Here is a 24644-nt window from a genome sequence, read left to right on the forward strand (position 1 = left end):
GTGCCGTTGCTTGCTCCTTCGTCGCCTACGCAACGGCACCTGAACAGCGGGACGGCCGCGAACCGCCGCTGCGCGGCGGCCCCTCCTCGAGGTCGGGGCGATGGGGCGCGTTAGGTGCTATTCGCCGGTGTAGGTGCCGAAGCTCCAGAGGTTGCCTTCCGGGTCGGCGGTGCTGAAGCCGCGGGAGCCGTAGTCCTCGTCGCGGAGGTCGCGGATGATTGTCGCGCCCGCGGCCTTTGCCCGGTCGTAGAGCGCGTCGGGGGTGTCGGTGACCAGGTAGATGTTGGCGACGCCCGGTGGGCGGGTGCCGAAGGGGGTGTCGTCGCGGCCGGTGGAGCCGAACATGATGCCGCCGCCGCCCGGCCAGCGCAGTTCGCCGTGTTCGACGACGGAGTCGTCGTCTTCCCTGGCGTAGACCGCGGTTGCTTCGAAACCGAAAGCGGTGGTGAGGAATTCGATCATGGCGCGGGCGTCGTCGAAGGCGAGGCAGGGCCAGATGTTGGTCGGGGTATCGGCTGTTGCGTCCATGTGTTCAGCCTCGCGCTTCGTCGGCGTTCGGGTCTTGGACGGATGGAATCTCCTCGGCCAGCCAGGCGGTGGGGGCGATGCCGGCCAGTTCGGCGAAGTCGCGGTTGAGGTGGGCTTGGTCGTAGTAGCCGCAGGTCGTCGCGATCTGGGCGATGGAGATATAGGACGGGGTGCCGGTGAGCATGCGCTTGGCCCGCTCGAACCGGATGATCCGCGCGGCCAGCTTGGGGCTCGCGCCGAACTCGGCGGTGAACTTGCGGGTCAGGTGCTGGCGGGTCCAGCCGATCCGATCGGCAAGCGGGGTGATCGAGCAGGTGCCACCGGTTCGCACCAGAGCGTTCCAGGCCCAGGACAATTCGGGAGCGGCGAGGCTTTCGGTTCGGGCCGCGGCGGTCAGCGCTCGGTCGCACGCGGCGAACCGGCTCGGCCAATCCGGTTGCGATTGAACTGCATCGGCGAGCTGATCGCCGAGAATGCTTTGCGCTTGCGAACATTCGATCGAGGTATCCCACAGTTCGCTCGCGGGCATGCCGAACAGCACCCGGCAACCCAGCGGAGTGAGCTCGATCGCCACGCCTTCCTGGAAACCGTTGTGCGCGATCATCGCTGGGCTCGCTTGCAAGCCGCTCACCACACAGCGGTAACTGCCGGGAGCCTGGTGCGGGTCGGTCTGCTCGACGACATCGATGGTCGGGCCGACGGCGACGATGAACGTCATGTGCCGTGACGGCAGGCCCCGGTGCACACCGGGTTCGAAACCCGCGAGCCGATAGCCCACGTACCGGTCGATGAACGCTGCCAGCACCGGCGCGGGGGCCGCGGTCACCACCTGCGTGGTCGCCTCCATAGGGCAACGCTACGCCCGAACCCGAGTCTGCCGCGAGGCCTCGTACCGCCACCGGGGCGCGGTGTGGGATTGGCCACGCGTCCCGGACGTGGCTGCGGGGTAACCCGGTCGTGAAGGTGCTCTCCGCCGCGCGGTGGAGGCGGTGAGATTTCGCACTCGCGAGCTCACGGCCTGTGGAAACACGAGGTCAGCCGGTTAATCTTGCGCCTTCGCTCAAAACTGTAGGAGGTGTCATGCGGCGGGTTCAGTACGAACGCAGCAGTGGTTCGGAGATGCTCGAGGTCGTCGCGGCCGAGGTGCCGGTACCCGGCGCCGGTGAGCTGCTGGTCCGGGTCGAGGCCATCGGGGTCACATTGTCGGCCATCCGGCGGATCAGCGCCGCGCCTGTCACGCAGATGCGCGCCGAAGTCGCCGGCGAGGTCGTCGGGGTCGGTGACGGGGTCGACGGTTACAGCGTCGGGTACCGCGTCGTCGGGCTGTGCACCTCCGACGCCTACGCCGAGTACGTCGTGCTCGCCGTCGACCAGGCGTCCGCCATTCCCGACGGCGCCTCCTCGGTCGACGCCGTGGCGCTGATGCGCAGCGGGCTCGTGGCCCTCGGCGCCCTCGACACCGCCGCCCCGCGCGAGGGCGAAACCGCGCTGGTCACCGCCGCCGCCGGCGGTGTCGGCCACCTCGCCGTGCAGTTGGCGCGAGTGCGTGGAGCGAGCTGGGTCGTCGGCGCGGTCTCCGACGCGTCGAAGGCCGACTTCGTGCGCGAACTCGGCGCCGACGAGGTCTTCACCTACGGCGAACTGCACTGCGGCAAACAGGCCGACTACGCCCTCGACGGCGTCGGCGGCACCGGCCTCGACAGAACCCTCGCCGGACTCGCCGAAGGTGGCCGCGCGGTCACCTACGGCACCGGCAGCGGACTCATCGACACCGAAGACCTTCTCGCCGGCGGCAAATCCCTCACCGGCTTTCGGATCGGCCGTCTCGCCCAGCGCGACCCGGCCCGCTACGAGGACCTGCGCCAAGAGGTGTGGCAGTACTACGCCTCCGGGCTGCTGCACCCGGTCGTGCACGCCGAGTTCGCGCTCGACGATGCCGCCGCCGCACACGCGGTCATCGAACAGCGCGCCAACCTGGGCAAGGTCGTCCTCGTCCCCTGATCGACACTTGGTGAGGGCCCGGCCCCGCTGGTCGGGCGCCTGACCAGCGGGCCACAAGGGGGCCGCGAACCCGCCGCGCCGCAGGTGCGGCAAGATGAACCCAGTGAGCCTCACCCTCGGAATCGTCGGCCTGCCCAACGTCGGAAAGTCGACGCTGTTCAACGCGCTGACCAAGAACGACGTGCTGGCCGCGAACTACCCGTTCGCGACCATCGAGCCCAACGTCGGCGTGGTCCCGCTGCCCGACCCGCGACTGAACAAGCTCGCCGAGATCTTCGGCTCCGAGAAGATCGTGCCCGCCGTGGTGTCGTTCGTCGACATCGCCGGCATCGTGAAGGGCGCCTCCGAGGGCGCGGGCCTTGGCAACAAGTTCCTCGCCAACATCCGTGAGGCCGACGCGATCTGCCAGGTGGTGCGCGTGTTCGCCGACGACGACGTGATCCACGTCGACGGCAAGGTCGACGCCGCCGCCGACATCGAGGTCATCGAAACCGAGCTCATCCTCGCCGACCTGCAGACCCTCGAGAAGGCCATCCCGCGCCTCGAGAAGGAAGCCAGGGTCAAGAAGGACCGCAAGCCACTGCTCGACGCGGCCAAGACCGCCGAAGGGTTCCTGAACGAGGGCACCACCCTCTTCGCCGCAGGCAAGAAGATCGACGCCGAACTGCTCCGTGAGCTCTCCCTGCTCACCATCAAGCCGTTCCTCTACGTCTTCAACGCCGACGAATCCGTCCTCACCGACGAGGCGAAGGTCGCCGAGCTGAAGGCCTCCGTCGCCCCCGCCGACGCCGTCTTCCTCGATGCCAAGGTGGAAGCCGAACTCCTCGAACTCGACGACGAATCCGCCCTGGAACTCCTGGAATCCATCGGCCAGACCGAACCCGGCCTGCACGCCCTTGCCCGCGCCGGCTTCCACACCCTCGGCCTGCAGACCTACCTCACCGCAGGCCCCAAGGAATCCCGAGCCTGGACCATCCACCAGGGCGACACCGCCCCCAAGGCCGCCGGCGTCATCCACACCGACTTCGAACGCGGCTTCATCAAGGCCGAAATCGTCGCCTTCGACGACCTGGTCGACGCGGGTTCCATGGCAGCCGCCAAGGCCGCGGGCAAGGTCCGTATGGAAGGTAAGGACTACATCATGGTCGACGGCGACGTCGTCGAGTTCCGCTTCAACGTGTGAGGTTTCAGGCCGCCGCGGAGTTGCTCAGCCCACTGTGCCGCCGGGTGGGATCATCGGGGCATCCTTGACTGCGAGCCTGACCTTTGTGCTGCCCTGCCATCCTCCGACGGTTGCTTGGCCGTTGGCGTTCAAGAATGTGCAGTAGACATCGCCATGGGCGGTGCTGCCCGCGGGTGCTGACGCCTGGAGTGAGCTGCTGATCCATCGCCCCTGGTGATTGGGTGAGCCGCCGATGGCGGAGTATTCGAATTCTCGGTAGGTGCCCGCGGTGTTGGCGCTGTTCTCTACGGTCATGTCGCACGTTGCGGTGTTGCCTGCGGGGACGTAGATGCGCCAGCTCAGGGTTACCGATCCGGCGGAGGGGCTGGTGATGCTTCCGTCGACGCCGTTGGTCGCGCTCGCGGTGGGAGCGACGGTGGCGGTGAGGGCGGCGAGGCCGGTGACGAGCAGGGTTGTCGCGGCGATCTTCTTGACGGTGGGTGGCTTGGGCATCGGTGCTCCTACGGTTGATCGGCTGGTTCTGGAGGCAATTCAACGCAGGAGGGCGGCGGTGAGCCATGGACCCGAGGGGTGGTCGGCTGTCCCCTCAGGGGTGGGAGTTCGCCACCTCGGAGTGAGCGACGAGGGCAACTCGCGGTAGTCGAGCACTTCGAGCTTCAGCGGCTCGTGACACCCAAGGTGGTGTTCTGCTCACCCTCGGGGGAGCGGCCTCAGCACTCGGGGACCTGCTGGTGGCACCCGTTTCGGTGGAGAGTTGAACCTGTCACCGCAGACGCGAACCGGAGGATCCGATGTCGATCATCAGCACAACCGCCCACTCGGCGCAGCGTCGTGTCTCGGTGTCGACCGGTGACGGGGTGGAGCTGGCGGTTCGTGAGTACGGGGCACGGCACGCGGACATGACGGTTGTCTTGATTCATGGGCATTGCCTGCGGACCGAGTCGTGGACGGATGTGCGGGACGCGCTGCTGCGCGAGCACTCCGGTGCCAAGGTCGTCTGCTACGACCATCGTGGGCACGGTGACTCCGCCGCGGCGTCCAGGCAGACCTACAACATCGAGCAGCTCGGTCGTGATCTGCACGACGTGCTCGCTGTTGTCGCCCCGACCGGCCCGGTCGTGCTGGTCGGGCACTCGATGGGTGGCATGACCGTGCTGACCTACACCGACCAGTACCGGCACGAGGTCGGGACCCGCATCGTCGGCGTCGGACTCGTCGCCACCGCCGCGAGCGGACTCGCCGACGCCGGGTTCGGGCGGCTGCTGCGCAACCCGATCATCTCCGTGTTCCAGGCGGCCGTTCGACGCGCACCGCGCCTGATGCAGCACGCGAAGGTGTTGGCCTGCAAGGTTTTCGCCCCGGTCGTGCGCACTGCCGAGTTCGGTGACCGCAAGGTGAGCCAGCGCGTGCTGGCGTTGGCCGAGGCGATGCACAACGCGACCTCGATCGTGACCATGGCCACCTTCCTGAGCGCCTTCAAGACCTTCGACCGCACCGATGCCCTGCCCGCGCTCTCGACCATCCCCACCATGATCCTGTGCGGCTCCGCCGACCTGATGACACCGCCCTCGCATTCCGTCGCGATGGCCGCCGCTGTCGATTACGCGGACTTCGTCCAGATCGACGGTGCAGGCCACTCGGTGATTCTCGAGCAGCCCGCGCAGGTCGCGCAGGCCATCGCCCGCCTGGTCGGCCGGGCGGCCCGCACCGACCGCCCCGTGCGCGCCCAGCTGGCACTCGCGGCCTGAGTTCCCACCGACCGCGATGCGGGTGAGGTGTCAGCCCTGGTCCTACGTCCTGGACCGCGCCGGTGGCGGCTGAGGTGTCTGCGGGCGGATCGGATTCACGCTTTGATGACGGCGAGGGCCGCGTGGGGGCGGGTGTCTCCGGATGCGGGGTGGTGCAGTCGGGCCAGCTCGGTGAAGCCGGCCGTGTGCAGGGTTTCGGCGAGACGGTCGGTGGGCCAGCGGTAGGCGGTGGTCACTTTGTGGGGGAAGGGTTCGACGGCGTCGGTGGATTCGAAGAAGCCGATCACCAGGCGGCCGCCGGGGGTGAGCACGCGGTGGAACTCCGCCAGCACGGTGGGCAGGTCGGCGGGGTCCATGTGGATGAGGGAGAACCAGGCCAGGAGGCCGGGGACGGATTCGGCGGGGGTGTCGAGGGTGCGGATCGAGCCGAGTTCGAAGGCGATGTCGGGGTAGTTCGACCGCGCGTGGGTGATGAATTCGGGGACCAGGTCTATGCCGGTGGTGGGGATGCCCACGTCGGTGAGGAATTTGGTGAAGTGGCCGGGGCCGCAGCCGAGGTCGAGCACGGGGCCGGGAGCCAGGTGGGTGAGGGCGAAGGCGGTGTCCTCGGGGGGCAGGTCGGTGGGGGAGCCGAAGAGGTCGATATAGACGTCGTGGATGGCGGTGTAGGCGGCTTGGACGGTGTTGTCGGGCATCCGACCGACGGTAGTCACTGCACAGGGCATGCCCGGTCTGGTCCATCGTTTGTGATGGGAAGACCCGGGTAGTCGAATGTAGGGAGCCGTTTTCCCAGTCGTAGACACGAAGGGATCGACGATGCCGATCAAGCCTGTTCGACGCATTGCCCGCGCACTGCTGGGGACCACATTCGTGGCCGCCGGGGTGAACGGGTTGATGAATCAGAAGCCGCGCGAAGCCGCCGCGAACGCACTGGCCGACAAGGGCCGGGCCGGTCTGCCCGACGCGCTGGCAGCCCGGGTGCCCGACGATCCGAGTCAATTCGTCCGGATCAACTCCGCGGCGCAGGTTGTCGGTGGGTTGCTGCTGGCCAGTGGGCGCGCACCGCGGCCCGCGGCGCTCGTGCTGGCCGCGACGGTCGTGCCGGGGACCGTCACCGAACAGGACTTCTGGGCCGAGAACGACCCCGACCGGAAGGCGACCAAGCGGGTGGGGTTCCTGAAGGATCTCGGACTGCTCGGCGGGTTGATGATCGCCGCGGCCGATACCGAGGGCAAGCCGTCGCTGGGCTGGCGGGCACGACGGGCGTTCTCACGGGAGGAGCCTCGCCTCGCGGCCGAAGGCGCTGCCATCGCGGCCGCGGCCAAGGTGCGTGGCGCGCAGCTCGCCGATGTCGCCCATGATCAGGGCGCGCACCTGGCGGAGGTCGCGAACGAGCGCGGTTCGCAGCTGGCCGAGATCGCCCGGGAACGTGGGCCGCAGCTGGCCGACGCGGTGCGCAACCGCAGCGCTCACCTGGTCGAGGTGGCCAAGGACCGTGGCCCCGGAGTGGCCGAGGCCGTGCGCAACCGTGGCGCCCACTTGGTCGAGGTGGCCAAGGATCGCGGTCCCGAAGTGGCCGAGGCGGCGCGTACGCGCAGTGCCCAGCTCGCCGAGGCGGCCAAGGAGAAGGCGCCCGAACTGGCAGGCGCCGCCCGCGAACGAGGCACGTATCTGGTCGACGCCGCTCGCGAGCGGAGTTCGGAGCTGGCGGCAGCGGCCCGCGAGCGTGAGGTGAGCCCAGCTCCGGTTCGCCGGTGGTCGAGGCGATAGGGCGAGCTGCTCGGTCGAGCCGGGAACTCGGCGAACGCCGGGGTTCAGCCACTGCGAGGTGGCGAGCCCCGGCGTTGTCGTGTCGGGCGCCCGAGCCGAACCGGTCGTCCGGTACGCGTATGCCCCGAGAATCGTGGTCTGGCGACCCGACCTGCTGTGGCGCACCATAGTTTCGGGGTCGGGCATACCGACGAACTCACCGCGCAGACCGAACTTCGGGGCAATCCCGGCGAATTGGGTTCGGCGGTGAGTTCTGATGTGAATACTGGGCATTCGCAATGCTTTTCGACAGAGTGGGAATCATCTGATGTTGTCCGGTCGTGAAACGTCCAATCCGTTCGCCGTTCGGGCCGCCGTAGTGGGGGCAACGGTGCTGATCGGACTGCTCGGTTCGGCGGGAACCGCTGCGGCACTTCCCGGCTCGGGATCGGCTTCGGGTTCGGCCAGCGGTTCCGCGAACTTGGCAACGGGCTCGGCGTCCGGCTCGGCGTCGGTCGATCCGGCGACCGCTACCGGCGCCTACCTCACGTGGCAGTCGGCGCAGTTCATCCACAACACCCTGCGCATGCTGCTGTCGATCCCGATGCGCAACGTCTAGTTCCAGGTCTTTTCCCAACGCTCGGCCGCCCAGTCGCGCACCTCGCCGCTGAGCAGGATAGCGGGCAACAGCAGCGCGAAGCCGATCAGCAGGATCGCCAGCCGCACCCACACGCTGAGTTCGCCGAGCGCGCGCAGCAGCGCGGGCAGGATGCAGAGCACGGCGAGCGCGACGAGCGCGATTGCCGCGAGATTGTTTCCGGGGCCGGCGATCAGCGCGGCGCAGGTGCCGAAGCACAGGCCGAGGACGAGTCCGCCGACACCGACGAAGTAGTTGTCCCAGGAAAGCCAGCTCGGGCGGGTAGACCGGTGAGTGACCACGCGGCGGAGCTTAGCGCGATCAGCCCTCGCCGCGTGGGGGTCTGGGCCACGGGTTTTGTTCGAGCTGTTCGACCGAGCGATTGAACTTGCGCATCAGCCTGCTGAGCTCGGTGACATCGTCGGCGTCCCAGTCGGCCACGACCTTGCCGATGTCGCTGCTGCGATGGCGCCGGTCCGCCGCGAGCGCGGCCTTGCCGTCGGCGGTGGTCTTGATCTTGCGTGCCACGCCGCCGTCGGGATCGGGAACTCGTTGCACGAGTTCCTGTTTCAACATCGCACCGACCTGGCGGTTGATGGTGGAGATGTCGAGCTGGAACGCCTCCGACAGCTCGCGCAGGCTCAACGGTTCGCCGAGATCGAGCCTGGTCAAGATGAGGAACGCCGAACGGTCGAGCAGGAAGCCGGGGCGCCTGCGGGTGGTCGTGGGGAAGTGCCGCGAGATCAGGTTCAGCTCGAACACCAGGCGGCTGAAGGGGGTGTCGTCGGCGGCGCCGGAATCGGACATATGTCAACTATGTCGCCTCGGTTACCTCGTGGCCAAATTGTGTACTATGCACATGCTGTGTACCGTCCATATTTGTGTCCGTCACTGCCGAGGCCTCATCGGCCACCCCCGAAACCCGTGGCCCGGCCCCGGCCGTGCTGATCGCGGTGCTCAGCACGGTCGGCATCGTCGTCTCGCTGATGCAGACGCTGGTCACCCCGATCATTCCGTCGCTGCCGTCGCTGCTGAACACCACCGCGTCCAACGCCTCCTGGGTGGTCACCGCCACCCTGCTGGCCGGCGCGGTCTCGACGCCGATCGCCGGACGACTCGGCGACATGTTCGGCAAGCGGCGCGTCCTGGTCAGCAATCTCGGCTTCATGATCGTCGGTTCGGTGATCTGCGCGACCGCGAACTCGCTGGTCCCCGAGGTGATCGGGCGGTCGTTGCAGGGCATCGCGGTGGGCGCGATCCCGCTGGGGATCAGCATCATGCGCGACGAACTCCCGCCCGAGAAGGTCGGCGGCGCGATGGCGGTGATGAGCGCGACCCTCGGCGTCGGCGGTGCCGTGGGCATGCCGTTCTCGGCGCTGATCGCGCAGAACTCGAACTGGCACATGCTGTTCTGGACCGCGGCCGGGCTCGGCCTGCTGTGCGCGGTGCTGGTGTTCGTGTTCGTGCCGGAGTCGCCGGTGCGCACGCCCTCGCGTTTCGATTTCGGTGGTGCGATCGGGCTGTCGATCGCGCTGCTCGCGTTGCTGATCGGCATCACCAAGGGCGCCGACTGGGGCTGGGCGAGCGGTTCGATCCTCGCGCTGTTCGGTCTGTCGCTGGTGAGTTTCCTCGGCTGGGGCGCCTACGAACTGCGCCGGTCCGCGCCGCTGGTCGACCTGCGTGTGTCGGCTCGCCCGCGCGTGCTGTTCACCAATATGGCTTCCATCGCGGTCGGCTTCTCGCTCTACGGCATGTCGCTGACGTTCCCGCAGCTGCTCATGGCCCCCGAGCAGACCGGCTACGGGTTCGGCCTGTCGATGGTGGTCGCGGGACTGGCGATGGCGCCGACCGGTCTGGTGATGATGCTGCTCTCGCCGGTGTCGGCAAGGCTGTCGGCGAAGAAGGGCCCGAAGTTCACGCTGGCGCTCGGCTCGGCGGTGATCGGGCTCGGCTACCTGTGCGCGGTCGTCATGATGGACACCGTGTGGCAGATCATGCTGTCGGCGGTCATCGTCGCCGGTGGCGTCGGCCTGGCGTACGCGGCGATGCCCGCGCTGATCATGGGCGCGGTGCCGCTGAGCGAGACCGGCGCGGCCAACGGACTCAACTCGCTGATGCGATCCATCGGCACCTCGACCTCGGCGGCGGTGATGGGTGTCGTGCTCGCGCACATGACGATGCAGCTCGGCCCGCACATGGTGCCGACCCGTTCGGCGTTCCACACCGCGTTCTTCATAGCGATGGCGGGCGCGGTCGCCGCCATCGCCTTGACCATGTGCATCCCCATGGGGAAGAAGAAGGCCGACTGAGTCAGTCCGCGATCGGCGAGTACACCACCAGCGACCAGTCCCGGCGCGGCACCAGAGCCGCGCCGAGGGAGTGCACCGCCATCGGGGTCGGCGCACCGGTGCGCGGATCGCGCAGATGCACCACCGGACCGTCGGGTCCTTGCGTGGCCTGGGGTTCGGTGGTCCAGAATTTCTCCCATTCCCGAGCCTGTGAGCACGTTCCGACGATCTCGGCGATCTGCGCCCGCGATGCCAACCCGGGGCCCATCACGCGAAACGCGTAGACGCACAGGTGAACTTGCTGCTCCCAATCGACCAGGGCGGTCCTCGCGCGCGGGTCGAGCAACATCCACGCCAGCATCGACTCGCCCGTTTCCAGGCCGGGGAAGAACAGCCGCCACGCGGCGTTGGTGGCCAGGACCTCGAACACCGGATGCAGTTGCAGGCTGGCCGGATGGGTGATCCCGTCGATCAGCACCTGGTCGGCGGGGCGGACGAGGGAGGGTGTCGAGTCGTAGCGCTGGGCGACCGACAGTGAGATCAGGTGGTCGCGAAACACCTCGGGCACGTCGAGCGCGTCGAACAGGGCGGTCAGAGCCTCCAGTGTCGGTGTGCGCGTGCCCTGCTCGATCTTCTGGATGAGGGCGGGCGAGACGCCTGCCGTCTCGCCTAGTGCCGCTCTGGTCAGGCCCGACGATTCGCGGCGTTCGCGCAGGTATCGCGAGATCGACGCGTGCGGGTCTTCCACAATGGGCTCCTGTTTCGGTTGCCGGTACAAATTGGGACAGTCGTCTAGCTTGACCGAGGGTAAAGGTTTCGCAAAACTCATGTCAGCCGGGCGGGTTGTCGCGTGGCTGCCCGGCCGCCGCGCCCAGGGCCGACTATCGGCCTTCGTGCTGGTCGGGCCAGTGTTTTCCGGAGCGGAACGTGTTCGACACCACCTCTGCGCGGACGAATGTCGCCGGAGGGGACGGCGCGCGTTCGCCTCGCGCGCCGAGAGCGATTGCCGGGTTGATACCCGGGTGGCGCAGGGGTCCATCCGGTGCTCGCCTGTCCGCTTCGGAAAACACACGTGATCGGGAACCGAAAGCCCGCGCGATTCGTCCAATAGGGCAGAAGGATGAACGAGAGCGGGGGGCGATGACGCAGATCCGAGCCGAACGACACCGACGACGCACGTCCTGGGTCGTCGGGATTTCCGGGATGCTGGCGGCGGCGACGGTGATCGCCGTCGGACTGGTGTGGTGGCAGCACGATTGGGGCGACCAGTTCCCCGTGCTCGACAGTGAAAGCCTCGACGAGCAGCAGATCGTGCTCGTCGACGTGTTGCGCCGCGAGTACGAGCGACCCGGCGACGGCCCGAAGTACGCCGAGGGTGTGCAGGAGGCCTGGTGCGCCGATTTCGTCAGCTGGACGATGCGCGAAGCGGGCAGGCCGCTGGCGAATCCGAACTCCGGATCCTGGCGCATCCCGGGCGTGTACACGCTGCAGGAGTATTACCAGCAGGTCGGCCGATTCACCCGTGCCGACGTCGGTTATCGCCCGCGCACCGGTGACGTGGTGCTCTACGGCCCCGACAGTCCGCTCGGCCAGCACACCAACATCGTGCTGAAAGCCGAGGGTGACACGATCACCACCATCGGCGGCAACGAGATGGGCGGGGTTCGGGTTCGTACCATCACGCCGGCCGAAACCGGCGACCTGGTCGGTTATGGGCGATTCTGAAATCGATTGTCGCTCAAGACAACTGCCAGGATCCTGGACGGCGGTACCACGCGGCTACCCGTACCATGGATCTCGCGGCGCCCGGCAGCGCCGTCGCCGGCTCCTCCGTCCTGCTTCCCCCTCATCGGCAGGACGGGGGAGTTGTGCCACCAGCAGCGAGTTCGTCGCCGTCACGTACCGTGTTCGATGTGCGTGAGAAGGTGGACGAGAAGCCACGTCGTGACCCGACGTGGATCGAGTACGCCGATTTCGGCGAACGGTTCGTCACCTACGCGGTGACCGAAGAGCGCATCACGGCCGCGGTATCGGGGATGACCGGGCGCGGTGTGAAGGTCGGGCCGTTCTCGCTCGGTCCCGCCGGGCTGGCCGGTTTCGTCGCCGAGGGCGCGCTGGGGACCCCGGTGGTCACCCGCACTCCCGGCGACGCGCTGAGCTTCGACGTGCGGATCCCGCTGACCCTGGCCGTGAAGCTGGTTCTCGGCGGGCAGAAACTGCGCCTGGCCGCTGTGGTGGAGATCGGGCTGACGCTGCATGCGCGCACCGCGGCCCCGCTGCTGGTGTTGATCGACGTCGCGCCGGTGACGGCCAAGGATGTCAGCTTCACCTTGCGTGCCGAGGCCGTCGACGGTGCGTGGGAGATGCTGCTCGACCCGATCGCGGGCCTGGTGCAGCGCGAGGTCGCCAACCGGGTGAACGCCATCGTCGGCGACCCGAAGGTCCGCTCGGAGCGGGTCTTCGACATCGAGGCGATCCTGGACGGTTACCGCTCACCGCATCGCAACGACACCGTCTTCGAATGGATCGACTACCGGGAATTCGGCCTGCGGTTCTTCACGACCATCGTCACCAGGGACCGCGTCCACGGCGTGGTCGCTCAGATGGCCGGCAGCGAGATCGAGGTGGGGCCGCTGGCCGAGGGTCCGCGTGGCGCGGCCACGGTGACCGTGCGCGGCGCGATCGAGCAGCCGCGGGTGATCGACCGTGGCCTCGGTGAGCCGGGTGATCTGCGGATCTTCGATATGACGCTGCCGGTGGGGCTCGACATCACCGTCGACGTGCTCAAGGCCAATCACTACCGCGCCGATCTGGAGATTCCGCTGGTGCTCACGGCCAGGGCCGCCGAGCCGCTGCAGATCGTGATCGAGGTGCCCCCGCCCGCGCTCGAGGACATCTCGATGGAATTCACCGCGAAGGGCCTGCGCGCGGCGACCCTGGCCCGGCTGGCCGGGATCAAGAAGCAGGTCGTGGCACAGGTCGTCGCGGTGGTGAGCACCGAACTGGCCGATCCGACCGGCCGCACCATCGATGTGGGCGCGGCGATCGACGGCGCGGCCTGACTCCTGTGACTCGTGGGGCGAATGTTGCCCTTGGTTCTGGCGGTTCGCCTGGGGCTGTGGTGCAATGAGTCGCACGTTCTAGACTCCCGGCGCACGAATTTCGAGGACGGCGCGCCGGGCTCGCTTGCCGGTTGATGGTCGGGTTGTGCGAAGGAGTCCTGCGATGCGTTCTGTTCCGGTGAACCGGCGAAAGTTCTTCGGCGTCGCCGCCGCGGCCACGATCGGTGTCGGCCTCGCCGCCGCACCGGCCCGCGCCCAATCCTTCGGCACCATGGTCGACTACGCCGCGGGGGTTCCCTCCGCCGCGTCGATCGCGGCCGAAGGCCACATCGGGGTGATCCGCTACGTCTCCGATCGCAGGCCCGGAGCGGAGTGGATGGGAGGCAAACCGCTGCTCGCCGCCGAGGTCGAGGACCTGTGGGCCCACGGTCTGTCGATCGTGTCGAACTACCAGTTCGGCAAGGGGCCGACGGCCGACTGGCGCGGTGGCCTCGAAGCGGGCAAGGAACACGCCGAGCGCGGCTGGGCCATTCACGTGGCCGCGGGTGGACCCGACACCGCGCCGATCTACGCCTCCATCGACGACAACCCGTCCCAGCAAGAGTTCGACGAGATGATCGCGCCCTACATCGAGGGCTGGCAGTCGGTGCTCGGACCCGAACTCGTCGGTATCTACGCCAACGCCCCCACCATCGACCGCGCACTCGACGCGGGCCTCGGTTCCTGGTTCTGGCAACACAATTGGGGCACCGAGCGAGGTTTCGTGCACGGCGCCGCACACCTGCACCAGTTCGAGATCGACAAGCGCTCGATCGACGGCGTCGGCGTCGACCTGAACCGGGTACTCGCCTCCGACTACGGCCAGTGGTGAATCAGGTCTGGCAGTGGCACGTCGACCCGTGACGCAGGTCGGGTTCGTCGTCGGGCATCACGCACAGCGGTGTCCTGGTGTCGGGTGCGGCATGGTTGCCGAGCCAGGACAGCAGCGACCAGCGTGACAGCCCCGACAGCGCCGAACCCAGGCTGACGAACGAGCCCGACGAGATCGCCGACCCGAACGACCCGATCGAGCCGATGGACAACACCGACCCGACGCTACCGATGGACAGCACCGAATAGGCCGATCCGATCGACAGGATCGACCCCTCGGATCGGTAGGAGAGAATCGAGCGGCTGCTGCGAGTCGACCGAACGTTGCGAGAAGATCCATGCGTGGTCGCCATCGTCTCGGTCTACCACATCGCGATGCTCGCGGGAACAGTCGAAAACAACTGAGCCCGATCCGTTCTCGAGGAACGAACCGGGCTCAGTGGATGCTCTACCTAGACGGTGAAGAAGCCAAGGGTCGGCATGAACGTGCAGGTGCGCGGTGCGGCGCCCTCGGCGGCGGTGGTGAGCGAACCCGAGATCACCGCGACGACGCGGCCGTGGCCGGTGTTCGCGACGGCCGACAGGGTGGCCGGACCGCCGGGGTTGATCTTGGCCTCGTCGGTGAGCGTCTGGATCGCGGACTGACGGGTGTCGAGGTTGAGCCACTGCACCGTCATCGGCGGGTTCTGCTCGCCGGTCGGGGCCTTGGTGCCGAGCGCGGTGAACACGAAACCGGCCTGCCCGGCGGCGGGTCCGGGCGGGGGCAGCTGCGCCGGACCGGCGACCGCGAGCGCGGTGCCGACCGAATCGGCGCCGTCACCGATGCAGCCCTTGCCGATGGTCGGGTACAGGAACTGCGCGATGGCCGGGCCGTCCTGCGGGAGGTCGGGACCGCCGCCGCCGCTGCCGTCGAGGAAGGTGATGATCCGCTCGAGGGTGGCCTTGATGGCGGGCGGCAGGTTCAGCGTGGCCAGCAGGGTGCGCGCCTGATCGAGCAGGGCGGTCTGTGGGCTGGCCACGTCGGCCGGGCCTGCGATCAGGCCCGCTACGGCGGGGGCGAAGGCGGCCAGCGCGTCGACCGGGACGCCTTCCGGCACCATGGGGACGCTGTTCGGCGCCGCCTGTGGGGCGGGGGCGGGCGCGGCGATGGTCGATGCCGGCGCGGCCAGCATGGCGCAGGCAGCGATGGCGAGAGCGGTCGTTGCGATCCGCGATCCTCGGCTACGAAGCACTTGTCTAGCCGTCCTTACCTCGGTGGTGCGATGGGCGAGGGTTGTCGAGCCCAACATGTCGGGGGTCACTCTAAGGACAACGCCGCCGTGTTGTACAGCCGCCGGGCCCTGAGCGGATCACCGGCCGAAACCATGTTCATCGACGCTAGCCCTGAGCGGCGTTACACCTGGGGATGTTGATGCAAATGTTACCCATGGTGTCGTCGGTGCCGGTGCGCGCGGGGGGCGGGCGGCACCCGGTTAAAGTAGCGGAGCACCGCGAAATGGCGCTCGACGCCACCCATCCGACCGAAAGCCTGGCCTTGAACCGACACCTCCGATGGGCTCTCGCGCTGCTCGGACTGTCCGTGCTCGCCAGGCTGGCCTGGATGCTGTTCGCCCCGAACGGACTCAACGTCGTCGACCTCCACGTCTATGTGGACGGCTCGGCCGCGCTGCTGACCGACCGGCTCTACGACTTCACCTACTCGGAGGTGACGCCGGACTTCCCGCTGCCGTTCACCTATCCGCCGTTCGCCGCACTGGTGTTCTTCCCGCTGCACTATCTGCCGTTCACCCTGGTGGCGGTCGGCTGGATGCTGGCCACCGTCGCCGCGCTCTACGGCGTGATCCGGATCAGCTTCGAACTGCTGCTCGGCGCGGAGAAGGCGAAGCAGACGCGGTGGATCACCGCGGCCGTCGGCTGGACCGCGCTCGGCGTGTGGCTGGAGCCGGTACGGACCACGATCGACTACGGCCAGGTCAATGTGTTCCTGGTGCTCGGCGCGATGCTGGCCGTGCGCAGCGCGCGGTGGTGGATCTCGGGCACCCTCGTCGGCGTGATCGCGGGTATCAAGCTGACCCCGGCCATCACCGGCCTGTACTTCGTGGCCCGGCGGCGCTGGGCGACGGTGCTGTGGTCGGCGGCGGCCTTCGGGCTGACCGTCGCTGTGAGTTTTGTCATCAACGCCCACGAGGCGAAGCGCTATTTCGGCACGCTGCTCGGTGACGCCGACCGGATAGGTCCGGTGGGCTCGGTCTGGAACCAGTCGCTGCGCGGCGCCCTGAGCCGCATCGTCGGCCACGACGTGCAATCCGGGCCGTGGTGGCTCGCCGCGGTGGGTGTCACCGCCGTGCTGGCTTTGCTCGCGTGGCGCACCCTCGACTCCGACGACCGACTCGGCACCCTGGTGCTGGTGCAGCTGTTCGGGCTGATGATCTCGCCGATCTCCTGGTCGCACCACTGGGTGTGGCTGATCCCCACCGCGTTGTGGCTGCTCTACGGCCCGTTGCGGGCCGAGCGGGTCGCGCGGATCATCGCCGGGTTCTGGGTGTTGACGATGCTGGTCGGCGTGCCGTGGGTGCTCTCGTTCGCGCAGCCGACGATCTGGACCATTCCGCGCCCGTGGCCGCTGGCCTGGCTCGGCGCGGTCGATGTGATCGGCGTGTTCGTCCTGCTCGGCTGGCTGATCTGGCACGGCCGCGACACCCTGCGCGCGCAACTCCCCGGCCGTCGCACGGCCGAGGTGCCCGCGAGCTGACGATCAGTCGACGATGCCGTCGATGGTGTGCGCCATCGCTGTGTCGAGCGAGGTGAGCCCACCGGCCGAATGCGTACTCAGTGTGAAACGCAGTGTGCGCCAACGGATATCGATATCGGGATGATGATCGGCCGCCTCGGCCGCCGTGGCGACCTTGCGGACCGTCTCGATTCCGGCGAGGAAGCTCGGTGCCTGCACCGTGCGGGTGATCGCGTCACCGTCGCGGGACCACTGCGGCAGTGTGGCCAGGGCGATGGTGAGCTCGGGGGCGGAGAGCAATGGGGTACCCATACCTCGGTTGTACGCCTCATGGACGCCGACGCACAGCACTGCACGGCCGAGCGGAGGCGACGCTACGCTCAGCTCATTTGGCGCGTGCCAGCTTCAAGGCCTTTTTGAGATCTTTACCGCACATTCCAGCCGCCTCTGCCTTCTTCATCCGCATGATGACGACAGGGCATTTGAAGCAGCGCGTCTTCTTCCTGCAGCACTTTTTCTTCGGCTTCAGGCTCGAGACCTTCTTCGCCTTCACCTTGCCCATGCGAGTTAGCGTAACCTAAGTACAAAGGCTGACACGAGACCGCCACCGGAGTACCGGTAGGCTGTAACAGGCCGCGATGCCAGATGAATGCGCGCCAAACACCCCAACAGCAGGAGGATCCAGGCGTGTCGTCTTCACGCGATTTTCGCAACGTCGCCATCGTGGCCCACGTCGACCACGGCAAGACGACGCTGGTCGACGCCATGCTTCGTCAGTCGGGCGCGTTCGCTGAGCGAGCCGAACTGGTCGACCGAGTCATGGACTCCGGCGATCTCGAGCGCGAGAAGGGCATCACCATTCTCGCGAAGAACACCGCCGTCCATCGCCACAACCCCGACGGTTCTCTCACCGTCATCAACGTGATCGACACCCCCGGCCACGCCGACTTCGGTGGCGAGGTCGAACGCGGCCTGTCCATGGTCGACGGTGTCGTGCTGCTCGTCGACGCGTCCGAGGGCCCGCTGCCCCAGACCCGCTTCGTGCTGCGCAAGGCGCTGGCCGCCAAGCTGCCGGTGATCCTGGTCGTGAACAAGACCGACCGCCCCGACGCCCGCATCGCCGAGGTCGTCTCCGAGTCGCACGACCTGCTGCTCGACCTGGCCTCCGACCTCGACGACGAGGCCGCCGAAGCCGCCGAGCTCGCGCTGGACCTGCCGGTCCTCTACGCCTCGGGCCGTGAGGGCAAGGCGTCGAAGGTCGCGCCGGAAAACGGTTCCGCTCCCGACGCCGAGAACCTCGACGCCCTGTTCGAGGTGCTGATGGACTACATCCCGGCGCCCAAGAGCAACAAGGACGCGCCGCTGCAGGCTCACGTCACCAACCTCGACGCCTCGGCGTTCCTCGGTCGCCTGGCCCTGGTCCGCATCTACGCGGGCGAGCTGCGCAAGGGCCAGAACGTCACCTGGATCAACGCCGACGGCGCCAAGACGGTCAAGATCACCGAGCTGCTGCAGACGATCGGTGTCGAGCGTCAGCCCGGCGAGGTCGCCGAGGCCGGTGACATCGTCGCCATCGCCGGTATCCCGGAGATCATGATCGGCGATACCCTCGCCGATCCGGAGAACCCGATCGCGCTGCCGCGCATCACCGTCGACGAGCCGGCCATCTCGGTGGTCATCGGCACCAACACCTCGCCGCTGGTCGGCCGGGTGTCGGGCCACAAGCTCACCGCCCGCATGCTCAAGTCGCGCCTGGATCAGGAACTGATCGGCAACGTGTCGCTGCGCGTGCTCGACATCGGCCGTCCCGATGCCTGGGAGGTGCAGGGTCGTGGTGAGCTGGCGCTGGCCATCCTGGTCGAGCAGATGCGTCGCGAAGGCTTCGAGTTGACCGTCGGCAAGCCGCAGGTGGTCACCAAGCAGGTCGACGGCAAGACGCACGAGCCGTTCGAAGAGCTGACCATCGACTGCCCCGACGAGTACCTGGGTGCTGTCACCCAGCTGCTGGCCGCCCGCAAGGGCAAGATGGTGCAGATGAGCAACCACGCCGCCGGTTGGGTGCGCATGGAGTTCATCGTGCCCTCGCGTGGCCTGATCGGTTTCCGCACCGTGTTCCTCACCGATACCCGCGGCACCGGCATCGCCAACGCTGTCTCCCACGGCTACGCGCCGTGGGCCGGTGAGATCCGCGGCCGCCACACCGGTTCGCTGGTTTCGGACCGTGCCGGTTCGGTCACCCCGTTCGCGATGATCCAGCTGGCCGACCGTGGTCAGTTCTTCGTAGAGCCGGGCGCCGACACCTACGAGGGCATGGTCGTCGGCATCAACCCGCGTGCCGAGGACCTCGATATCAACGTGACCCGCGAGAAGAAGCTGACCAATATGCGCAGCGCCAACGCGGACACCTTCGAGACCATGGCCAAGCCGCTGCACCTCGATCTCGAGCTGGCGATGGAGTTCTGCACCGAAGACGAGTGTGTGGAGGTCACCCCCGAGGTGATTCGCGTCCGCAAGCTCGTGCTCGGCGCCAACGAGCGCGCGCGCGACCTGTCGCGTCGCAAGGCCCGCGACAAGGCCGCCGCGAACTGAACCAAGGCGTAATCAATTGTGGGGCGGTGCTTCGGCACCGCCCCACTTTTGGTTTGCGAGCGTCTGCAAGGGTTGGGCCCGCCTCGGTCTGGACTGAGTGGAGGGTGCGACGAAGGAGTGCCCGGAGGGAGGGAAGATCGAGGTTACGAGGGCCCAACCCAGCGGCGCCGGCCGCCAGGTTGGGCCCGCCTCGGTCTGGACTGAGTGGAGGGTGCGACGAAGGAGTGCCCGGAGGGAGGGAAGACCGAGGTCACGAGGGCCCGACCCAGCGGCGCCAGCCGCCAAAAAACACAGGAAGGAGTGCCCGGAGGGAGGGAAGGCCGAGGTTACGAGGGCCCAACCCCGCGGCGCCGGCCGCCAAAAGACACAGTAGAGTGCGCAAGGTGAGTCTGGGGCAGCGCGCAGGGTGGCGCGCGATGGTGCTGGCGATGATTGCCTCGACGGCGGTCTTGGCCGGTTGCACGGCGAATCCGCCGCCACCGATCGAGAGCACCGACTCACCGAAGACCACCCAGGCCAAGCCGGGTAAGAACACCGTGGTCGTCGCGATCGACGACATCGGGATCGGCTTCAATCCGCATCTGCGCTCGGATCAGTCGCCCGCGACCAGCGCGGTGAGCTCGATGGTGTTGCCGAGCCCGTTCCGGGCCGCGCCGAGTCCGGTGCATTCCGGGCTGGTCGACTGGGTGCCCGACGCCTCGCTGATCGTGTCGGCCGATGTGACGGCCCAGGAACCCTTCACCATCACCTACACCTTGCGCAACCAGGCCAACTGGTCCGACGGAGCTCCCATCGCGGCCGAGGATTTCCGGTTCCTGTGGCAGCAGATGATCAGCCAGCCCGGCGTGGTGGACCCGGCCGGCTACCGGCTGATCTCGGATGTGGCGTCCTCCGGTGGCGGCAAGACGGTCACCGTGACGCTGACCCAGCCGTATCCGGCCTGGCGCGAACTGTTCTCGAATCTGCTGCCCTCGCATCTGGTGAAGGATTCGCCGGGCGGGTTCACCAGCGCCCTGGTCGAGGAGATCCCGGTGTCGGGCGGCAACTTCACCATCAAGTCGGTCGACCGAGGGCGCGACGAGATACTGCTCGAACGCAACGACCGCTTCTGGGGCACCCCGGCCGCCCCGGATCAGATCCTGTTCCGTCGTGGCGGCACGCCGTCGCAGCTGGCCGAGTCGCTGCGCACCGGCGACGCGCAGATGGCCCTCGTGCACGGCGGCGTGGCGACCCAGGCGCAACTGGCCGCGATCCCCTCGGTGCGGACCACGATCATGCCGCAGGCGCGCGAACTGCAACTCGCGCTCAACGGTCGCTCCGGCGACCTCGCCGACGTCCGGGTCCGCAAGGCGGTGCTCGCGTTGCTCGACCCGGCCCTGCTGGCCACCGTCGGCGCGCAGACCGGTGGGTGGGTGGAACCGGCACGCGCGCAAGTACTTCCGCCGTCGAGCCCCGACTACGTGCCTACCGCGCCGCCGCGGATGGCCGCCGACGAAGCGTTCGCGCTGCTGGCCGAGGCCGGTTTCGGCCGCGCGCCGGAGACGCCGCAGACCGGTTCGCCCACCTCGCCCGCACCGCAGCCGCGTTCGCTGGCGCGCAACGGCAAGGGGCTGTCGGTGCGGATCGGCGCTGTCAGCGAGGACGCGTCGGCGCTGGCCGTCGCCAACACCGCCGCCGACCAATTGCGCAGTGCCGGAATCGAAGCCACCGTGCGCGGGCTGGCCGCCGAAGAGCTGTACGGCAAATACCTGACCGAGTCCTCGATCGACGCCATCGTCGGCTGGGAATTGGCGGGCGGGGATCCGGGCACCGCACTGGCTTCCCGCTACGGATGTCCGCCGGTCGAACCGGCCGGTGTCGAAGGTCCCGCGCTGGTCGCGGCCGAGGCCTATCGCAAGGCGCCCAGCAATATCGGCGGCGTGTGCGATCCGGGACTGCAGTTCTCGATCGATGAGGCCCTGCGCGGTGTCGAGGTGCCTCGGGTACTGGCCGAAGCCGAGCCGCGACTGTGGGAGCTCGCCACGGTGCTGCCGATCATGCAGGACAACGTCGTCGCGGCGGCCGGTCCGCGCGTCGACGGGGTCTCGCTCTCGGGTGCGATCCAGGTCGGCATCTTCGGCGATACCGCGCAGTGGCGGAGGATCCCGTGACGAACCCCGACCGGTCGCCGGTCATCCGGATACCAGGTGAACGGCGGTGGGCACGATGACCGAAACCGGCGGACTGCTCCTCGTCCACGCGCACCCCGACGACGAAACCCTCACCACGGGCGGCACTATCGCCCATTACCGCAGCCGTGGGGTCCCGGTGACCGTGGTGACGTGCACGCTCGGCGAGGAGGGTGAGGTCATCGGCGAACGGTGGTCCCGCCTGGTCGCCGCCGAAGCCGACCAGCTCGGCGGATACCGCATCGGCGAACTCACCGCCGCGCTGTCCGCGCTGGGCGTGACCGAGCCGTGGTTCCTCGGTGGCCCCGGTCGGTGGCGCGATTCCGGGATGGCGGGCACGCCGTCGGCGGAGCACCCTCGCGCTTTCGTGAACTCCGGCACGGCCGCGGTCGACGAGCTGGTCGCGGTGATCCTCGAGCTGCGGCCCCGGGTGGTGGTCACCTACGACCCGCGCGGCGGCTACGGCCATCCCGACCACATCCGCGCGCACGAGATCACCACCGCGGCGGTCGCGGCGGCCGGCGAGCAGGGCTGGGATGTCCCGAAGTTCTACTGGACCGTCACCGACGGCGACCTGTTGCGCCAGCACACCGCCGCGCTGGCCCGCCGCACGGTCGACGAACTGCCCGGCGCGCTGCCCGCGGGCTGGCGATTGCCGGTCGAGGCCGAGTTGGCGGCCATGTCCACGAGCGGGGTGACCACCGTGGTCGACGTCTCGAATGTGGTCGCGGCCAAGCGCGCCGCCATGCGCGCGCACGCCACCCAGGTCACCGTCGCGCCGAGTGGCCGGGAATTCGCCCTGTCGAACAATATCGCGCTGCCGGTGCTGCCGGAGGAACAGTTCACACTGGTCCGGGGTGCGCGCGGTGAGGTGGGTGCCGACGGTTTCGAGCACGACCTGTTCGCCGGTCTCGCCTGAGCATTGCCCGGCCTGTGCCGAATAGACTCACGCCCATGGTGACCGATCACGATCAGCCCACCGCCGTGCTGCGGATCTCGCGTATGCCAGGCCTGCCGGATCCGCTGCTCTCGGGACTCATCGTCGCGCTGCTGTTCGTCGACGCGCTGATCACCCTGGCCGTCGAAGTGCTGTTCCTGCCCACCTATCTCGGCTCGGTGGCATTTCCGGCGGTGGCGCTGCTGGCCGCTCCGATCAACGTGGCCCTGGTCTACGGCATGGAATCGGTGACCGACCGGATCGGCTTCGCCTTCGCCCCGATCGTGGTGTGGGTCTTCGGTTTCCTGGTGTGCGCCTCACGCGGGCCCGGCGGCGACGTCATGCTCGGCAGCGACGGCCGTACCCTGCTGCTGCTCGCGTGCGGTGTGCTCGCGCCGGCGGGATACCTGTATTACCGCTCGAACGTGAGCCAGTAGCTCGCCGGACTGTCGCCTCGGTCAGCGTGTGCCGAGTCGGCCCGGTGTCACCGCTTCGATCAGGGTGGCGGCCTGGTCGATCGGGATGTCGACCACGAGGTAGGCCTTCTTGCCCGCCGCGGTGGCCGCGACGACGGTGGCGAGCCCGGCGCGGCGCTGCCAGAAGCTCTGGCGCACTGTCCATCCGATGACCCCCGGCGCTTCGAGGCAGTCGCGATTGCGATCGAGGCTGCCTCGGCGGGTGATCAGCCAGGTCGGTCCGGTGGTGCCGGGCAACACGCGGTGCCCGAGGCCCCGGTAGCGGTCTTCGGCGAGTGCGGCCGTCGCGAGGGCGAAGACCACCGGGAACGTCCAGGTCCACGAGGGGACGTGACCGCCGGCGAGCACGACGGCCACCATGGCGACGACCACCGCTCCGACAGGCCACGTGGCCCGGGTGTAACGGCGTCGGCGGGCGGCGGGGCCGTGCCGGTACAAGTCGATGGTGCCGAGGGTGGCACCGGTGATCGGCTGCGGTGTCGGCGATTCGGTCGGACCGTGGGCGGTCGAGGCACCGGCCCGGGGCGATGAACTCGGCGCTGTCGCGGCATTGTCGAGCGAGATCGCTGCCAGACCAGGCGAGTGGTCGTGCTCGGAGTCGGCCGGTGTGGACTCGTCGCCTCGTGCCCATGCCGAGACCGGCGTGGTGCTCCCCGCTGCGTCCGCGTGGGGTCGGCGGCGGGTGCGCAGGAGTTCGTCGAGGGTGCGTTCGACGGCGGTGCGTGGGGCCTGGGGGAGGATCTTCTGGCGGGGGTTCTCGCCGGTCATGATCATCTCCAGCTGGGCGGCGTTGGCGGCGCGCAGCAGGAGCGGTTCGCTGAGGGTGGCGCCGCGGAAGCGCGCCAGATCGAGGGTGATCTGGCGGGTGGTGAACAGTCCGTGGCGCAGGTGCAGCGTGGCGCCGTTGTCGTGCACACGCAGGCCGAACCAGGTGGCGAGGTACTGGGCGCACGCGGCCAGGCTCACCAGGACAAGCGACAGCACCGTCAGCGCCACGACGACCAGGGCGACGCCGGCCGTGCTGTCGTCGCCGAGTTCGCGCACCACAGCGCTGTTCGAGATCACCTCGATGAATCCGTACTGAGCCGCGAGACCCAGGATCGGCGCGAAGATGGCGAGCCCGGTCAGCGACAACGGCGCGTACCGCACCCAGGCCGGTTGCCAGTGCCCGATCTCTACCCCCGGCTCCGTGCTCGCCTCCGGTGACGAAACATGCGACATCCCAACGGCATCGACATACGCGGGCGCGTGTTGCGCAGTGTGCGACAGCAATGCGGCGCGCAGGGCCGGAATCTGGCTGGTATCGAGCGCGTCGAGCTTGAATTCCTCGCCCTTGTCGGTCTGCTTCCCGGTGCCGATCGCCAGCACCGCCAAACCCAGAACCCGGTGCAGCAGATCAGCTTCCACATCCACCGACCGAATCCGCGGACGCGGCACCGACAACTTCCGGCGCTGCACGATCCCGCTGCGCAACTGCACGTGGTCGGCATCGATCCGGTAGGAGGTGGTGAACCACCGTGCGACACCGAACGCGGCGACCAGCGTCACCGGAATCAAACTCCACAGCGGGTTGCCGCTGGTGGTGCCGACAATGACTGTGCCGAGCAATACCGGAATGTATTTCACGATCTCGGTGACCGGATACACCAGCAGCATGCGCGGATCCAGGCGCTGCCA

The 24644-nt window shown here is 68.3% G+C and carries 26 protein-coding genes; 14 read left to right on the plus strand and 12 right to left on the minus strand.

Annotated elements, in window-relative coordinates; all coding sequences use genetic code 11:
• Window positions 1–117: 117 nt before the first annotated feature.
• Window positions 118–528 carry a VOC family protein gene (locus tag ACFWUR_RS16030; RefSeq protein WP_378907502.1) on the minus strand — a complete coding sequence of 137 codons (411 nt, stop codon included), beginning with the start codon at window positions 526–528 and terminating at the stop codon, window positions 118–120.
• A gap of 4 nt (window positions 529–532) precedes the next feature.
• Entirely contained in the window at window positions 533–1375 is an 843-nt protein-coding gene (locus ACFWUR_RS16035; RefSeq protein ID WP_378907504.1) for a helix-turn-helix domain-containing protein, read from the minus strand.
• A gap of 233 nt (window positions 1376–1608) precedes the next feature.
• On the opposite strand from ACFWUR_RS16035, the gene ACFWUR_RS16040 reads away from it, so the two are divergent.
• Complete coding sequence (locus ACFWUR_RS16040; RefSeq protein ID WP_378907506.1) at window positions 1609–2529, plus strand: zinc-binding alcohol dehydrogenase family protein; 921 nt, start codon at window positions 1609–1611, stop codon at window positions 2527–2529.
• A 103-nt stretch (window positions 2530–2632) separates the two neighbouring features.
• The gene (gene ychF, locus ACFWUR_RS16045; protein ID WP_378907990.1) at window positions 2633–3712 is read left to right on the plus strand and encodes a redox-regulated ATPase YchF; all 1080 of its coding nucleotides are present in this window, start codon (window positions 2633–2635) and stop codon (window positions 3710–3712) included.
• 24 nt (window positions 3713–3736) lie between these two features.
• Here ychF and ACFWUR_RS16050 read toward each other — a convergent pair whose 3' ends face one another.
• Entirely contained in the window at window positions 3737–4204 is a 468-nt protein-coding gene (locus tag ACFWUR_RS16050; RefSeq protein ID WP_378907508.1) for a hypothetical protein, read from the minus strand.
• 299 nt (window positions 4205–4503) lie between these two features.
• Here ACFWUR_RS16050 and ACFWUR_RS16055 point away from each other — a divergent pair, with 299 nt between their 5' ends.
• A complete protein-coding gene (locus ACFWUR_RS16055; protein WP_378907510.1) occupies window positions 4504–5460 on the plus strand; it encodes an alpha/beta fold hydrolase in 957 nt (318 codons plus the stop codon).
• 95 nt (window positions 5461–5555) lie between these two features.
• On the opposite strand, the gene ACFWUR_RS16060 is transcribed toward ACFWUR_RS16055, so the two are convergent.
• The gene (locus ACFWUR_RS16060; protein ID WP_378907512.1) at window positions 5556–6155 is read right to left on the minus strand and encodes a class I SAM-dependent methyltransferase; all 600 of its coding nucleotides are present in this window, start codon (window positions 6153–6155) and stop codon (window positions 5556–5558) included.
• A 121-nt stretch (window positions 6156–6276) separates the two neighbouring features.
• Between ACFWUR_RS16060 and ACFWUR_RS16065 the strand changes: the two genes are divergently transcribed.
• The gene (locus ACFWUR_RS16065; protein ID WP_378907514.1) at window positions 6277–7230 is read left to right on the plus strand and encodes a DoxX family protein; all 954 of its coding nucleotides are present in this window, start codon (window positions 6277–6279) and stop codon (window positions 7228–7230) included.
• Window positions 7231–7537: 307 nt separating this feature from the next.
• Window positions 7538–7828: a hypothetical protein gene (locus ACFWUR_RS16070; protein ID WP_378907516.1), complete on the plus strand. Its 291-nt coding sequence runs from the start codon at window positions 7538–7540 to the stop codon at window positions 7826–7828.
• Here ACFWUR_RS16070 and ACFWUR_RS16075 read toward each other — a convergent pair.
• Entirely contained in the window at window positions 7825–8148 is a 324-nt protein-coding gene (locus tag ACFWUR_RS16075; RefSeq protein WP_378907518.1) for a hypothetical protein, read from the minus strand. The genes ACFWUR_RS16070 and ACFWUR_RS16075 overlap by 4 nt on opposite strands.
• Before the next feature lie 19 nt (window positions 8149–8167).
• Window positions 8168–8653, minus strand: a complete 486-nt coding sequence (locus ACFWUR_RS16080) for a MarR family winged helix-turn-helix transcriptional regulator (protein WP_378907520.1) — start codon at window positions 8651–8653, stop codon at window positions 8168–8170.
• A 74-nt stretch (window positions 8654–8727) separates the two neighbouring features.
• Here ACFWUR_RS16080 and ACFWUR_RS16085 point away from each other — a divergent pair, with 74 nt between their 5' ends.
• Window positions 8728–10155, plus strand: a complete 1428-nt coding sequence (locus ACFWUR_RS16085) for an MFS transporter (RefSeq protein WP_378907522.1) — start codon at window positions 8728–8730, stop codon at window positions 10153–10155.
• A gap of 1 nt (window position 10156) precedes the next feature.
• On the opposite strand, the gene ACFWUR_RS16090 is transcribed toward ACFWUR_RS16085, so the two are convergent.
• The gene (locus ACFWUR_RS16090; RefSeq protein WP_378907524.1) at window positions 10157–10882 is read right to left on the minus strand and encodes a helix-turn-helix domain-containing protein; all 726 of its coding nucleotides are present in this window, start codon (window positions 10880–10882) and stop codon (window positions 10157–10159) included.
• 392 nt (window positions 10883–11274) lie between these two features.
• Between ACFWUR_RS16090 and ACFWUR_RS16095 the strand changes: the two genes are divergently transcribed.
• The 3 genes from ACFWUR_RS16095 to ACFWUR_RS16105 all read left to right on the plus strand — a co-directional run bounded on the left by ACFWUR_RS16095 (window position 11275) and on the right by ACFWUR_RS16105 (window position 14067).
• Window positions 11275–11859: a CHAP domain-containing protein gene (locus tag ACFWUR_RS16095; protein WP_378907527.1), complete on the plus strand. Its 585-nt coding sequence runs from the start codon at window positions 11275–11277 to the stop codon at window positions 11857–11859.
• A 188-nt stretch (window positions 11860–12047) separates the two neighbouring features.
• Window positions 12048–13196: a hypothetical protein gene (locus ACFWUR_RS16100; RefSeq protein ID WP_378907530.1), complete on the plus strand. Its 1149-nt coding sequence runs from the start codon at window positions 12048–12050 to the stop codon at window positions 13194–13196.
• A 163-nt stretch (window positions 13197–13359) separates the two neighbouring features.
• Window positions 13360–14067 (plus strand): DUF1906 domain-containing protein, encoded by a 708-nt coding sequence (locus ACFWUR_RS16105; RefSeq protein WP_378907533.1) that lies wholly within the window; start codon window positions 13360–13362, stop codon window positions 14065–14067.
• Between the two features lies 1 nt (window position 14068).
• On the opposite strand, the gene ACFWUR_RS16110 is transcribed toward ACFWUR_RS16105, so the two are convergent.
• Together ACFWUR_RS16110 and ACFWUR_RS16115 are read right to left on the minus strand one after the other, a co-directional pair.
• Window positions 14069–14419 carry a hypothetical protein gene (locus tag ACFWUR_RS16110; RefSeq protein ID WP_378907536.1) on the minus strand — a complete coding sequence of 117 codons (351 nt, stop codon included), beginning with the start codon at window positions 14417–14419 and terminating at the stop codon, window positions 14069–14071.
• 99 nt (window positions 14420–14518) lie between these two features.
• Window positions 14519–15298, minus strand: coding sequence for a hypothetical protein (locus ACFWUR_RS16115; protein ID WP_378907538.1), 780 nt, complete (start codon window positions 15296–15298; stop codon window positions 14519–14521).
• A gap of 263 nt (window positions 15299–15561) precedes the next feature.
• Between ACFWUR_RS16115 and ACFWUR_RS16120 the strand changes: the two genes are divergently transcribed.
• Entirely contained in the window at window positions 15562–16818 is a 1257-nt protein-coding gene (locus ACFWUR_RS16120; protein ID WP_378907540.1) for a mannosyltransferase, read from the plus strand.
• Window positions 16819–16821: 3 nt separating this feature from the next.
• On the opposite strand, the gene ACFWUR_RS16125 is transcribed toward ACFWUR_RS16120, so the two are convergent.
• Complete coding sequence (locus ACFWUR_RS16125) at window positions 16822–17109, minus strand: 4a-hydroxytetrahydrobiopterin dehydratase (RefSeq protein ID WP_378907543.1); 288 nt, start codon at window positions 17107–17109, stop codon at window positions 16822–16824.
• Window positions 17110–17182: 73 nt separating this feature from the next.
• Entirely contained in the window at window positions 17183–17359 is a 177-nt protein-coding gene (locus tag ACFWUR_RS16130) for a hypothetical protein (RefSeq protein ID WP_378907545.1), read from the minus strand.
• 125 nt (window positions 17360–17484) lie between these two features.
• Between ACFWUR_RS16130 and typA the strand changes: the two genes are divergently transcribed.
• From typA to ACFWUR_RS16150, 4 genes are all read left to right on the plus strand, one after another.
• A complete protein-coding gene (typA, locus tag ACFWUR_RS16135; protein WP_378907548.1) occupies window positions 17485–19386 on the plus strand; it encodes a translational GTPase TypA in 1902 nt (633 codons plus the stop codon).
• A 416-nt stretch (window positions 19387–19802) separates the two neighbouring features.
• Window positions 19803–21536: an ABC transporter family substrate-binding protein gene (locus ACFWUR_RS16140; protein ID WP_378907993.1), complete on the plus strand. Its 1734-nt coding sequence runs from the start codon at window positions 19803–19805 to the stop codon at window positions 21534–21536.
• A gap of 55 nt (window positions 21537–21591) precedes the next feature.
• Complete coding sequence (mshB, locus tag ACFWUR_RS16145; RefSeq protein WP_378907550.1) at window positions 21592–22473, plus strand: N-acetyl-1-D-myo-inositol-2-amino-2-deoxy-alpha-D-glucopyranoside deacetylase; 882 nt, start codon at window positions 21592–21594, stop codon at window positions 22471–22473.
• Between the two features lie 35 nt (window positions 22474–22508).
• On the plus strand, window positions 22509–22928 hold the full coding sequence (locus tag ACFWUR_RS16150) for a hypothetical protein (protein WP_378907552.1): 420 nt from the start codon (window positions 22509–22511) through the stop codon (window positions 22926–22928).
• A 21-nt stretch (window positions 22929–22949) separates the two neighbouring features.
• Here the strand turns inward: ACFWUR_RS16150 and ACFWUR_RS16155 are convergent, their stop codons facing one another.
• Window positions 22950–24623, minus strand: coding sequence for a PH domain-containing protein (locus ACFWUR_RS16155; protein ID WP_378907996.1), 1674 nt, complete (start codon window positions 24621–24623; stop codon window positions 22950–22952).
• Window positions 24624–24644 lie beyond the last annotated feature (21 nt).

This window comes from Nocardia sp. NPDC058633 (assembly GCF_042717045.1).
Classification (GTDB): Bacteria; Actinomycetota; Actinomycetes; order Mycobacteriales; family Mycobacteriaceae; genus Nocardia.